Raw genomic sequence first — 12,173 nt, forward strand, 5'->3', positions numbered from 1 at the left:
TCGGACTTCCTCGCCATCGGCACCAACGATCTGGCGCAATACGTACTGGCCGCCGATCGCGGCAACGATGCGTTGGAGAACATCTACAACCCGCTGCAACCGGCGCTGCTGCGGCTGATCTCGCACGTGATTTCCGCCGGACGCCGCGCCGGCAAGCCGGTAAGCCTGTGCGGCGAAATCGGCGGCGACGAAAACTTCACCGCGTTGCTGCTCGCACTTGGCCTCAACGAATTCAGCATGCATCCCAGCCGCATTCTGCATGTGCGCGATCGCCTCGCTGCGCTGGACTACGCAAAACTGCGCAGCTTTGCGCCGCGCTTGATCCGTGCCTGTACGCACGAGGAAGCCGAGGCCTTGTTGCAGGCGGCCACCGGCAGTCTTTGCAGCTGATGGTGCGCGGGATGCCCGTCGCGGCTCCCTGCTCACTCACGCATTTGGATGTTGGGGTTTGCATCCCAACCTACCGCGCCCAGCGCCAATCTCGAGGGTCGGGTCTGACTGCCCAACTCCTACGTATTACGGCCCCGGGTAAGTGCAGCCGGGCGTCGACGGATCATCAGTCACCACCGTTGCAGCCCCGCCAAAGTCACAAGTGCCCGGTGCCTGCTTGTTTTTCTGAAAATAGCTATTCATGGCGTAGCTAGCATGGGCTTTCACCGTATCGGGGGCGTAGCATGAACTACCCGGCTGGATCGGCTTACAGTCCACCCCGCCCTGGGGTCCACAGGCCCAATCGAGAGCCTTTTGAAGGGCGGGGTCGCCACTGTCGTTTTTCGCAACACACCACTGCGTTGCGCTGACCGGCGCTACAAAGAACAAAAAGAGTGCTGCGACCACTCCTGCATACCGGATCGGGCTATACATAGGTGTTCTCCTTAACTTAGGGGTCCGCGTCCGACATTTAACGAGTAGAGCGCGTGCATAAACGGTGAAGGCAACGCGTAGTGTTTGTTGCGGGTGTATCACCACAGCAAGGCCTGGGTGTAGGCAGCCGTTGCATCGTCGATTTCGTCGGAACAGCCCAGGTCGGGTTTCGAATACGGGCCACACTCGACGGTTTTCCGCGGTCTAGGACGATAGTCCAGGGCGGCGTACTTGCTCGCCATCGTTTGCGCCAGCGCCGATTTCCACGGTTCCTGATCGATGTGGCGGTAAACATCATCGAGCTGACTGTTGCTCACCTGGGTGACTCAGAACCTGCGCGGAAAGCTGGCAGGAAAAGAAAAGCAATATCGGGCAAAGACAGGCAACTGTTTTGCGCATGAGGTCTCGCAATCCGCTCACATCATCAAGGCACGTCGGGGTTTGCACCCCAGCCTACAGGGACTGCAGAAACGCCTCCAGCGCGGCGCCGCGATATTTTTCGCGATGCAGGAGCATCGAAAGCTTGCGTTTGAGATCCAGGAACGGCGTTTTCAGCGCCACCAGCCTGCCTGTCGCCAGCGCATCGGTTAGCGCCACTTGCGGCAGGCACGCAATGCCCAAGCCGGCGGCGACGGCCTGCTTGATCGCTTCGATCTGATCCAGCTCCATCACCGTTTCGCCTGGCGGCAGCTGCGCCAGCGCACGCTCGGTGGTGATGCGCGTGGCGGAGCCTGGCTCGCGCACAATCCAGCGCGCGCCGGCGAAATGTTCAGGTTTGAGGTGGCGCTTGCTGGCCAGCGGATGATCCGGCGATGCGCACACCAGCAGCAGGTCGTCGCGCCAGGGGCGCACTTCCAGCAGCGGATGCGTGACGGGGCCTTCGACGCAGCCGACATCGAGGCTGTGATCGAGCACCGCAGCGGCGATGTCGTCGGTATTGGCCACGCGCAAGCGGACCGCCACCTGTGGATGCGCGCGCACGAACTGGCCCAACAGCTCGCCCACGCGATAGTTGCCGACTGTGTTACTGGCGCCGATGCGCAGCTCGCCGGCCAGCGCCACCATCTCGCCGCTGGCGCGGCGCCCGAATTCGGCGTGGCGTTCCAGCAGTTCCTGCGCCAGCGGCAGCAGTTCGCGCCCGCGCGCGTTTAGCCGCAGTCGGCCGCGCTCGCGATCGAACACCGGCGCATCCAGCTGCCGCTCCATCTCAGCCAGCGCCATGCTGGCCGCCGGCTGGGTGAGATGCAGCCGCTCCGCCGCTGCGCGCACGCTGCCAAGCAACGCAATCTGCACGAATACATCCAGCTGACGGAGAGTGACGTTGAGCATAAGCGAATCTTATAGCATCGATTAGATATTTCAAATTTTCCTAATACATGACGAAATGGAAAATAGGCGCATCCCCAAGGACGAGTGCCATGAACACCATAAGTCTTCCTACATCCCCTTCCATGCAGCTGCGCGCCTCCGGGCTGTTGCTGTCGCTGGCTATCGCGCTGGCGGCCTGGTGGCTGGGCCGTCTGGTGCCGCTGATCGGCGGGCCGGTGTTCGGCATCGTCATCGGCATTGCCGTGCGCAACCTGCTCGCCCCCAGTGAAACGTTCAACCCCGGCATCCAGTTCGCCAGCAAGCAGATCCTGCAGTGGTCGATCGTTGCGCTGGGCTTTGGCTTGAGCCTCACCCAGGTGGCGCAAACAGGATTGCAGTCCCTGGCGGTCACGCTGGTGACCATCACGGTAGCCTTCGGCACGGCGCTGCTGCTGGGCCGCGTGCTGAAAGTGCACGACAAGCTCAAGGTGCTGATCGGCGTGGGCACGGCCATTTGCGGCGGCTCGGCGATCGCCGCGGTGACGCCGATCATCAAGCCGGACGATCACGACACCGCGTTCGCCATCTCCACCATCTTCCTGTTCAACATCGTCGCGGTGTTGCTGTTTCCGCTGCTGGGGCATGCGCTGCACCTGTCCGACTTAGGGTTCGGCCTGTGGGCGGGCACGGCGATCAACGACACCTCTTCGGTGGTCGCCGCCGGCTACAGCTACAGCACGACGGCCGGCGACTACGCAACCATCGTGAAGCTGACGCGCGCCACGCTGATCATCCCGATCTGCCTGGTGCTGGCCATCGCGGTGGCGGTGCGTGAAAAGCGCGCGGCCAAGCACACGGGCATCGCCAGCGATTTCAGCCTGCGCCAGATCTTTCCGTGGTTCATCCTGTGGTTCCTGGTGGCTTCGGCGGTGCGTACGGCGGGCCTGGTGCCCAGCGCGATCCAGCCGGCGATTCACCTGGCGGCGGAATTCATGATCATCGTTGCGCTCACCGCGATCGGCCTGTCGGCGAATCTGCGCAAGATGGCTTCCACTGGCGTGCGGCCGATCCTGCTGGGCCTGGGTGTGTGGGCGGCGGTGTCGGTGAGCAGCCTGCTGGTGCAGGTGGTGATCGGGCAGCTGTGAGTAACGCCGTAATCGAGAATCGGCAATCGTGAATAGTTGAGAGCGGATCGCCCGCAAGCTGCCCGTTCTCGCTCTTACGATTCCCGACTCTTTCCCTGCTCCGCCAGCGTCAAAGCGACCTTGTCGCGCAGATACACCGGCAATGCATGCTCCGGCGCCACGGCCCGCCCTGCCTTGAATTCGCGTACGGCCAAGGTCGCCACGTGCCGCGCCTGCGGATAGCACATGCCATCGCTCGAACGCGGATCTGCACCCAGGCGGGTGCGCAAGGTATCGCGATAGGTCGCCCAGCCGGAGCCGACCACGTGCCACGCCTCGGCCTGCGGCAGTTGTAGCGATTCGGCCGTGCACACACGCTCTTCGTCCAGCGCGATCAAGCCGCCTTCATCGTCGCGCCGATAGCTGGCCGCGTAGATTTCGCCCATGCGCGCATCGATCACCGCGAGAATCGCCGCATCATCCTCCGGCGCTTCCAATGCCAAGGCGGCCAGCGATGAAACGGTGACCACCGGCCGATCCAGCGCCATCGCCATGCCTTGCGCCAGCGATATCGCCAGTCGCACGCCGGTGAACGCGCCGGGGCCGCGACCCACGGCGATGGCATCCAGCGCGTGCTTGCCGATACCCGCTTCGGCCAGCAGCTCGTCGGCCAGCGGCAGCACGCGTTCGGCGTGGCGTCGCGGGGCGAGCTCGGTGCGGGCGATGATGGTCTCGCCATGCACCAGGGCGACGGAGCAGGCTTCGGTGGCGGTTTCCAGGGCGAGCAGGTTCATCGGCCCATTCTCGCATTCTGCATACCGCCGCGCATTTGTCTGGATTGGGTCGAGGCGCGCCTGGCGCAGCGATGTCGGAGTTTGCATTCGCCCACCCCAACCTACCGGAGCGTTCCGGCACGCGTTGCGAACATGATCGCAAGGAGCGAAAGCCAGTGCTTTGGCACACCCCGCACCCGCCCTTTACAATGGCTGTTTCTGTGCCTGTACCCACGCGCCGCCGTCCGGCGCGCCAATGCGAGTCCCCGATGGAAAAGAGTTTCGAGCCCCGCCCGATCGAGTCGAAGTGGTATGCCCGCTGGGAGCAAAGCGGTGTGTTCCATCCGCCCGGCCACGGCGAGCCGTACTGCATCCTGCTGCCGCCGCCGAACGTCACCGGCACCCTGCATATGGGCCATGCGTTCCAGCAGACCGTGATGGACATGCTGATCCGCTACCAGCGCATGCGCGGCCTGCGCACGCTATGGCAGGTCGGCACCGACCACGCCGGCATCGCCACGCAGAAGATCGTGGAAAACCAGCTGGCGGTGGAGAGCAAGACCCGCCACGACCTGGGCCGCGAACCCTTCGTGGAACGCGTGTGGCAGTGGAAGGAGGAATCGGGCTCCACCATCACCAACCAGATGCGCCGCCTGGGCGTGGCCGCCGACTGGTCGCGCGAGCGCTTCACCATGGACGAGGGCCTGTCCGCCGCCGTGCGCAAGGTGTTCGTGGAGTGGTACCGCGCCGGTTTGATCTACCGCGGCAATCGCCTGGTGAACTGGGATCCGGTGCTGGGCACGGCGGTGTCCGACCTGGAGGTGAACAACGTCGAGCGCGACGGCCATATGTGGTCGATCCGCTACCCCGTCACTGGCAGCGATGAAAGCCTGGTCGTCGCCACCACCCGCCCGGAAACCATGCTGGGCGATGTCGCCGTGGCCGTGCATCCGGATGACGAGCGTTATCAGCACCTGATCGGCAAGACGCTGACGCTGCCGCTCGCGGGCCGGGAGATTCCGGTGATCGCGGACGATTACGTCGACCGCGAATTCGGCACCGGTTGCGTGAAGATCACGCCGGCGCACGATTTCAACGACTATGCCATCGGCCAGCGCCACAAGCTGGCGCCGATCGAGATCTTCACGCTGGATGCAAAGATCAACGCCAACGCGCCCGCGAAGTACCAGGGCATGGATCGCTACGACGCACGCAAGGCTGTGCTCGCCGATCTCGAAGCTGTGGGTCTGCTGGTCGAAACGAAACCACACAAGCTGCAGGTGCCGGTCAGCCAGCGCTCGGATGCAGTGATCGAGCCAATGCTCACCGACCAATGGTTCGTCGATCTCACCAGCGACAAGGGCCGCAAAGCGATCACCGAACCGGCGCTCAACGCCGTGCGCTCGAGCGAGATCAAGTTCGTGCCGGAAAACTGGACCACCACCTACACGCAGTGGCTGGAAAATATCCAGGACTGGTGCATCAGCCGCCAGCTGTGGTGGGGCCATCGCATACCGGCGTGGTATGACGAAGCCGGCAACATCTTCGTGGGCGAAGACGAAGCCGATGCGCGCAAGCATGCCGCCGTCGAACCGGCCGGCGCGTTGAAGCAGGACGAGGACGTGCTCGACACCTGGTTCAGCTCCGCGCTGTGGCCGTTCTCCACGCTCGGCTGGCCGTTCAACGGCGAGGTGAAGAACGAACGTGGCGAGGTGGTCGCGAACTGGGAACAGGACAAGATCTTCCTGCCCAGCGCGGTACTGGTCACCGGCTTTGACATCATTTTCTTCTGGGTGGCGCGCATGGTGATGGCCACCGTGTACTTCACCGGCAAAGTGCCGTTCCGCGAGGTGTACATCAACGCGATCGTGCGCGATGCGGAAGGCCAGAAGATGTCCAAGTCCAAGGGCAACACGCTCGACCCACTGGACCTGATCGACGGCATCGAGCTGGAACCGCTGGTGGAAAAATCCACCCGCTCGTTGCTGATTCCGCAGGTGCGCGAGAAAGTGGAAAAGCGCATCCGCAAGGATTATCCGCACGGCATTCCCGCCATCGGCACCGACGCCCTGCGCTTCACCTTCGCCGCGCTGGCCAGCTACAGCCGCACCATCAACTTCGACATCAAGCGCGCCGAAGGCTACAAGGCGTTCTGCAACAAGTTGTGGAATGCGGCGCGCTTCGTGTTGATGAACCTGCCGGAAGGCGAATTGCCCGCGCCGGCCGGCGCGCCGGTGACGGAAGCGGAGCGCTGGATTCTCACGCGTCTGAAGCAGACGCTTGCGGAAGTCGAGCAGCACTTCGTCACCTATCGTTTCGACCTGCTTGCGCAGGCGCTGTACGAGTTCGTGTGGAACGAGTACTGCGACTGGTTCCTGGAGCTGTCCAAGCCGGCCTTGAACGGTGACGATGCCAACGCCGCCGCGTCCACGCGCCACACGTTGCTGGTGGTGCTGGAAACGGTACTGCGCGCGCTGCACCCGATCATCCCGTTCATCACCGAGGAAATCTGGCAATCGGTGGCGCCGAAGCTTGGTATCCACGCCGAAAGCATCCTGGCGCGCTCGTGGCCGAACGCCGGCGAGACGGCCGCCGACGAAGCGGCCACCGCCGAGATCGAATGGTTCAAGAACGTGCTCAGCGGCATCCGCCGCATTCGTGCGGAAATGAACATCGCGCCCGGCAAGGTCATTCCGCTGCTGCTGGCCGACGGTGACGCGAGCGATCGCGCGCGCGCAGTCAAGTTCGCCGCGCAGATCAGCTTCCTCGCACGCGTGGATGCACCGCAGTGGATCGAGCCCGGCGCAGACGAACCGGCTGCCGCGGCAGCCGTGGTCGGTTCGTTGCGCGTGCTGATTCCGCTGGCCGGCCTGATCGATCTGGGCGCGGAGAAAACACGCCTGGGCAAGGAAATCGCCAAGATCGAAGGCGAAATCAAGAAGTGCGAGAACAAGCTGGGCAACGCCAACTTCGTCGCCAACGCGCCGGCCGAAGTGGTAGCGCAGGAGCGCCAGCGCATCACCGACTGGAATACGCAGCTGGTCGCCCTGCGCGAGCAGATGCGCAAGCTCGGCTGAACCACCCTCGCAGAACCCGTAGGTTGGGGTGCAAACCCCAAAATAGCGCTGCATGACCATGGCGATGTTGGGGTTTGCACCCAACCTACGGCGATAGCGGGAACTCCAGCGCCATCACGATCGCATCCTCGCGCCCGTTATGCGCCGGGTAGTAGCGCGGACGCCGCCCGATCTCGTGGAACCCCAGCGACGCATACAGCGCTTGCGCATTCGGATTGGACGGCCGCACTTCCAGGAACACGCGCTCGGCGCCGTTCCATCGCGCAATATCCAGCAGGCGCTTCATCAGATGTCGCCCGAAGCCTTGCCCGCGCTGGTCCGGTGCAATGCACACGTTCAACACGTGCGCCTCGCCCGCTCCCACGGAAAGAATGCCGTAGCCGATGACATGGCCTTCCAGGCACAGCACCCACGATGGATGTCCGGCCTTCAGGCAATCGGCGAAGATGCCCATGCTCCAGGGGAAATCGTAGGAGGCGCGCTCCAGCTCGCTCACGCGCAACAGGTCATCGCGCCGCATTGCGCGCATCTCCAGGGAGGGGCGCGCGACCGCAACCATCAGAGCCTGTCCTGGGTATCGGCGGCCAATGCCCTACGCAAGCTGCGAAGCGCCTGCCATAACCGCCGCTTGGCACCGGACTGGGCCAGGATGTCCGCCGGCGCATCCGCCAGCACAATGTGCGCATCGCGCATCACCTGCGCCGGCAGCGCACGTCCAAGCGCATGCGCCTGGGCCTGGCCGAACGCCAGATAGGCTGGCGCATGCGGTACCTGCATTTCCTCGTCGCGCGCCTCGATGCGCGGCGCACGCGCCAGCAACGGGCCGAAGGCCGACAAGGCGCGGCCGAGCAGATCCAGCTCGCGCACCGAGCAGCCAGGCGGCAGCACGACCACCACGCCGGCACTGGCGGACGGCTCCGGCGGCAAAGCCTGCGCGACCGGCGCCGCTACCGCCGATTCCCGCCGACGCCAGGCCACCACGCCGAGCGCGCGCAACACGCGCACCCGATGAGCATGGCTGGCGAGCATGGCGTTCATACCGCTCCGCGACGCGGGCGCTTGCGACGGGTGGCGATGCCCCACAGCGTCACCACCGGCCCGGACAGGAGATACAGCGAAAACACCGCCAGCAGCACGCGCGGCGGGTCGACGAAGAACGGCACCAGGATCAGCACCGCGATCAGAATCCACAGGAACGGCACCTTGTCCGCCATCGGCAGGGATTTGAAGCTGTAGTAGCGGAAACGGCTCACCATCAGCAAGCCCACGATCACCGCCACGAACGGCATGACCATGTCCAGCTCGGCGCCGGAAAAGCCCCAGTTATCCATGCTCCACACGAACGACATGCACACCGCCGCCGACGCGGGGCTGGGCAAGCCCTGGAAGTAGCGCTTGTCCGCCACGCCCACCTGGGTGTTGAAACGGGCCAGGCGCAGCGCAGCGCACACGGCGTAGATGAAGGCCGCGGCCCAGCCGATCTTGCCCGGCAGCGGCCCGAACTCGCGCAGGCTGGAAAGCGACCAGTTGTACATCACCAGCGCCGGCGCCAGGCCGAAGCTCACCAGATCCGACAGCGAGTCGTACTGCACGCCGAACTCGCTCTGGGTATGCGTCAGGCGCGCTACGCGGCCATCGATGCCGTCCAGCAGGGCGGCCACGAACACGGCGATGGCGGCATCCGTGAAATGCCCGCCGATGCTGACGACGATCGCGTAGAAACCGGCGAACATGGCGCCGGTGGTAAACAGGTTCGGCAGGAGGTAAATACCGGGATGCCGCGGCACCCGTGCTGGTGTCGTCTCGCTCATGAAACCATCCGTGCTGGGACGGGGGCAGTTTAGCAGGCGGTCGGGTACGCCCGGGCGCGGAAATCGGGAATCGTAAAGGCGAAGGCCGGCAAGCTACGGCAGCCGCTTTGCCGTTCACGATTCACGACTTCCGATTTACATTCCCCTCCCAAACGTGCAACCCCGCACGTTCCCGCGAGTTCGCCCGCATTCTCCGCTTGAGTCCCAACCGCCGCGGTTGTTAACTAGGCGTGTTCTCACCCTTTCCGTTGCGGAGTCATCCATGCGTCGACTGTCCATTGCCCTGGCGCTGCTGCTGGTCGCGCCCCTGGCCTGCGCCCAGGTCTATAAATGGACCGACGCCCACGGCACCATCCATTACTCCGAATCGCCCCCGCCGACCGGCACCAAGTACAGCCAGGTCAGCGTGAACACCGGCGCTTCGGCCCCGGCCGGTTCGGATACCACCCCGGCGGCCACGTCGGCCAGCAACAGCAGCGCGTCTTCCTCGCAAAACAGCAACACCGCGCCGCAAGGCCCGGTGGAAGACACGCCGGAAAACCGCGCCAAGCTGTGCTCTTCGCTCAAGGCCAACATCGGCACCTTGCAGGGCAGCGGCCCAGTGGTGATGAACAACGGCGGGCAGCAGCAGTTGCTCAACGCGGACCAGCGCAAGCAGCAGCTGGATGCCAGCCAGTCGCAGTACAGCCAGTATTGCAATCAATAACGTAGGTTGGGGTGCAAACCCCAACATCGTCATCCTCACGCTCGCGCGATCCGGCATGGCCGGCCACCGCGCGTGGTGTTGTTGGAGTTTGCACTCCAACCTACGGATTTGGTCTGCCGCACCCGGGCTGCCGGCTATAATCGCGGCTTTATCCCATAGCCAACCAGCCAACCATGCGCCTTAGCCAATTCCACCTGGCCACCGTCAAGGAAGTTCCTGCCGACGCCGAGATCGCCAGCCACCAGCTGATGATCCGCGCGGGCATGATCCGCAAGCTCGCCTCCGGCCTTTACACCTGGTCGCCGCTGGGCCTGCGCGTGTTGCGCAAGGTGGAGCAGGTCGTGCGCGAGGAAATGAACCGCGCCGGCGCGATCGAAATGCTGATGCCTTCGGTGCAGCCGCGCGAGTTGTGGGAAGAAACCGGCCGCTGGGGGAAATTCGGCGGTCAACTCCTGAAGATCAAGGATCGCAAGGAGCAGGAATTCTGCTACGGCCCCACGCATGAAGAAGTCGTCACCGATTTCGCGCGCAACGAGCTGAAGAGCTACAAGCAGCTGCCCGTCAACTTCTATCAGATCCAGACCAAGTTCCGCGACGAGATCCGTCCGCGCTTCGGCGTGATGCGCGCGCGCGAATTCCTGATGAAGGATGCGTACTCTTTCCACCTCACGCAGGAATCGCTGGGCGAAACCTACGAGGCGATGTACCAGGCATACACGCGCATCTTCACCCGCCTGGGGCTGACGTTCCGCGCCGTGCAAGCCGATACCGGCGCCATCGGCGGCAACGCCAGCCATGAATTCCAGGTGCTGGCCAACTCCGGCGAAGACCTGCTGGCGTTCTCCGACAGTTCCGATTACGCGGCCAATATCGAGAAGGCCGAAGCCCTCGCACCTGCGTCCAGCCGCCCTGCTCCCTCGGCGCCGTTGCAGCGCGTGGACACGCCGCGCGTACGCACGGTGGAAGACGTCACCAGGCACTTCGGCGTCGCTGCCGACCGCGTCGTCAAGACGCTGATGGTGCGCGGCAAGCACGGACTGGTCGCGCTATGTTTGCGCGGCGATCACGACATCAACGAAGTGAAGGCCGGCAAGCTGACCGAACTGGCGGGCGAATCGGTGCTGGCGTCCGAAGCCGAAATCCTCGCCGCTGTCGGCGTCATGCCCGGCTTCATCGGCCCTGTCGGGCTGCCCGACTCCATTCCGGTGATCGTCGATCGCAGCGCCGCCGTGCTGGCTGATTTCATCTGCGGCGGCAACCTCAACGACACGCACTACACCGGCGCCAACTGGGAACGCGATGCGCGCATCACGCGCGTGGAGGACCTGCGCCAGGTGGTAGCGGGCGATCCTTCGCCGGATGGCCATGGCACGCTGCAAATCGCGCGCGGCATCGAAGTGGGCCACGTGTTCCAGCTCGGCAGCAAATACGCCGAAGCGCTGAACGCCACGGTGCTCGACGACCAGGGCAAGAAGCAGGTCATGCTGATGGGCTGCTACGGCATTGGTGTCAGCCGCATCGTCGCCGCCGCGGTCGAACAGCGCCACGACGAAGCCGGCATCATCTGGCCCGAGCCGATGGCGCCGTGGCGCGTGGCGGTGTGCGTGATCAACCCCAAGAATTCGCCGGAGGTCGATGCGGCCGCCGAATCGCTCTATAACGAGCTGACCGCACGCGGCATCGAAACGGTATGGGACGACCGTGGCCTGCGCCCCGGCGCGATGTTTGCCGATATCGAATTGATCGGCATTCCGCATCGCGTGGTGGTGAGCGAACGCGGCCTGGCGGCGGGCACGCTGGAATATCGCGCCCGTGCCGCAGCCGAAAGCAGCGCCATTACGCGCGACGAGCTAATGGAAATACTCGCCTGATGCTATTGGCGTGAAAAAAAAGCCGCTTTATGCGGCCTTTTTCTTACACCATCCATTGGCATTAAAAGCCTTCTTTTGCTTTGCAATTTGCTGTTTCATGCGGGAAAATGAAAAACATGCCCGGGCATTATCCATAAATCAATAGCTCGGCTTGTTCCACTCATTTTCATTTACCGGAGTCCACCTAATGGCCGTTGATATCAAGAGCCTCAGCCATAGCCAGCTCAATGACCTGATCCAGAAGGCGCAGGCGCGCCAGGACGAACTGCGCAAGGAAAAAGTCACCAAGGTGCGCGAAAAGGTGCACGCCCTGTTGAATGCCGAAGGTCTCAGCTTCGAAGACGTGTTCGGCGCCGGCGCCAACGTGCGCGGCGGCAAGCGTCGCGGCGGTGGAACCGGCTCGGTGGCGCCGAAATATCGCAACCCCGCCGATCCGGAACAAACCTGGTCCGGCCGCGGCAAGCGCCCGCGCTGGTTCAACGATGCACTGAAGGCGGGCAAGAAGGAAAAGGATCTGGCGATCTGATGCTTCACAAAAAAACGCCGGCTTATGCCGGCGTTTTTTGTAGTTTTTTATGTTGGGGTGGAAAACCCCACATCGTGATAATAACATGGATTGCAACCTTTGGGGTTTCAACC

13 protein-coding genes are annotated in these 12,173 nt (G+C 63.7%); 6 read left to right on the forward strand and 7 right to left on the reverse strand.

From position 1 onward, the window contains the following. Window positions 1–390 (forward strand): putative PEP-binding protein (locus ACTHNE_RS14035; RefSeq protein WP_440269583.1); only part of this gene is annotated, 390 nt, incomplete at its 5' end. Window positions 391–516: 126 nt separating this feature from the next. Here the strand turns inward: ACTHNE_RS14035 and ACTHNE_RS14040 are convergent. The 3 genes from ACTHNE_RS14040 to ACTHNE_RS14050 all read right to left on the reverse strand — a co-directional run bounded on the left by ACTHNE_RS14040 (window position 517) and on the right by ACTHNE_RS14050 (window position 2,193). Next, complete coding sequence (locus ACTHNE_RS14040) at window positions 517–864, reverse strand: carbohydrate-binding X8 domain-containing protein (protein ID WP_440269584.1); 348 nt, start codon at window positions 862–864, stop codon at window positions 517–519. A gap of 98 nt (window positions 865–962) precedes the next feature. After that, entirely contained in the window at window positions 963–1,181 is a 219-nt protein-coding gene (locus ACTHNE_RS14045) for a hypothetical protein (RefSeq protein ID WP_440269585.1), read from the reverse strand. A 136-nt stretch (window positions 1,182–1,317) separates the two neighbouring features. Further along, window positions 1,318–2,193 (reverse strand): LysR substrate-binding domain-containing protein, encoded by an 876-nt coding sequence (locus ACTHNE_RS14050; protein WP_324938575.1) that lies wholly within the window; start codon window positions 2,191–2,193, stop codon window positions 1,318–1,320. Between the two features lie 89 nt (window positions 2,194–2,282). On the opposite strand from ACTHNE_RS14050, the gene ACTHNE_RS14055 reads away from it, so the two are divergent. Further along, entirely contained in the window at window positions 2,283–3,317 is a 1,035-nt protein-coding gene (locus tag ACTHNE_RS14055; RefSeq protein ID WP_440269586.1) for a YeiH family protein, read from the forward strand. 74 nt (window positions 3,318–3,391) lie between these two features. Here the strand turns inward: ACTHNE_RS14055 and tsaB are convergent, their stop codons facing one another. Continuing rightward, on the reverse strand, window positions 3,392–4,090 hold the full coding sequence (gene tsaB, locus ACTHNE_RS14060) for a tRNA (adenosine(37)-N6)-threonylcarbamoyltransferase complex dimerization subunit type 1 TsaB (RefSeq protein WP_324938568.1): 699 nt from the start codon (window positions 4,088–4,090) through the stop codon (window positions 3,392–3,394). A gap of 248 nt (window positions 4,091–4,338) precedes the next feature. Between tsaB and ACTHNE_RS14065 the strand changes: the two genes are divergently transcribed. Next, window positions 4,339–7,146 carry a valine--tRNA ligase gene (locus ACTHNE_RS14065; protein WP_440269587.1) on the forward strand — a complete coding sequence of 936 codons (2,808 nt, stop codon included), beginning with the start codon at window positions 4,339–4,341 and terminating at the stop codon, window positions 7,144–7,146. A gap of 85 nt (window positions 7,147–7,231) precedes the next feature. Here the strand turns inward: ACTHNE_RS14065 and rimI are convergent, their stop codons facing one another. Genes rimI through pssA form a run of 3 tightly spaced genes read right to left on the reverse strand, consistent with a single transcriptional unit; the run spans window position 7,232 to window position 8,957 of the window. Next, entirely contained in the window at window positions 7,232–7,705 is a 474-nt protein-coding gene (gene rimI, locus ACTHNE_RS14070) for a ribosomal protein S18-alanine N-acetyltransferase (RefSeq protein WP_324938561.1), read from the reverse strand. After that, window positions 7,705–8,184, reverse strand: coding sequence for a hypothetical protein (locus ACTHNE_RS14075; RefSeq protein WP_324938558.1), 480 nt, complete (start codon window positions 8,182–8,184; stop codon window positions 7,705–7,707). Before ACTHNE_RS14075 ends, rimI begins: the two co-directional genes overlap by 1 nt. Then, window positions 8,181–8,957, reverse strand: a complete 777-nt coding sequence (gene pssA, locus ACTHNE_RS14080; protein ID WP_324938555.1) for a CDP-diacylglycerol--serine O-phosphatidyltransferase — start codon at window positions 8,955–8,957, stop codon at window positions 8,181–8,183. Before pssA ends, ACTHNE_RS14075 begins: the two co-directional genes overlap by 4 nt. Window positions 8,958–9,219: 262 nt before the next feature. Between pssA and ACTHNE_RS14085 the strand changes: the two genes are divergently transcribed. From ACTHNE_RS14085 to ACTHNE_RS14095, 3 genes are all read left to right on the forward strand, one after another. Further along, window positions 9,220–9,663 carry a DUF4124 domain-containing protein gene (locus ACTHNE_RS14085; RefSeq protein ID WP_324938552.1) on the forward strand — a complete coding sequence of 148 codons (444 nt, stop codon included), beginning with the start codon at window positions 9,220–9,222 and terminating at the stop codon, window positions 9,661–9,663. A 173-nt stretch (window positions 9,664–9,836) separates the two neighbouring features. Then, complete coding sequence (locus ACTHNE_RS14090) at window positions 9,837–11,534, forward strand: proline--tRNA ligase (protein WP_440269588.1); 1,698 nt, start codon at window positions 9,837–9,839, stop codon at window positions 11,532–11,534. A gap of 187 nt (window positions 11,535–11,721) precedes the next feature. Then, window positions 11,722–12,060, forward strand: a complete 339-nt coding sequence (locus tag ACTHNE_RS14095) for an H-NS histone family protein (protein ID WP_324938547.1) — start codon at window positions 11,722–11,724, stop codon at window positions 12,058–12,060. Window positions 12,061–12,173 lie beyond the last annotated feature (113 nt).

Origin of the sequence: Dyella sp. (genome assembly GCF_051954575.1) — a bacterium.
Taxonomy (GTDB): Bacteria; Pseudomonadota; Gammaproteobacteria; order Xanthomonadales; family Rhodanobacteraceae; genus Dyella_B.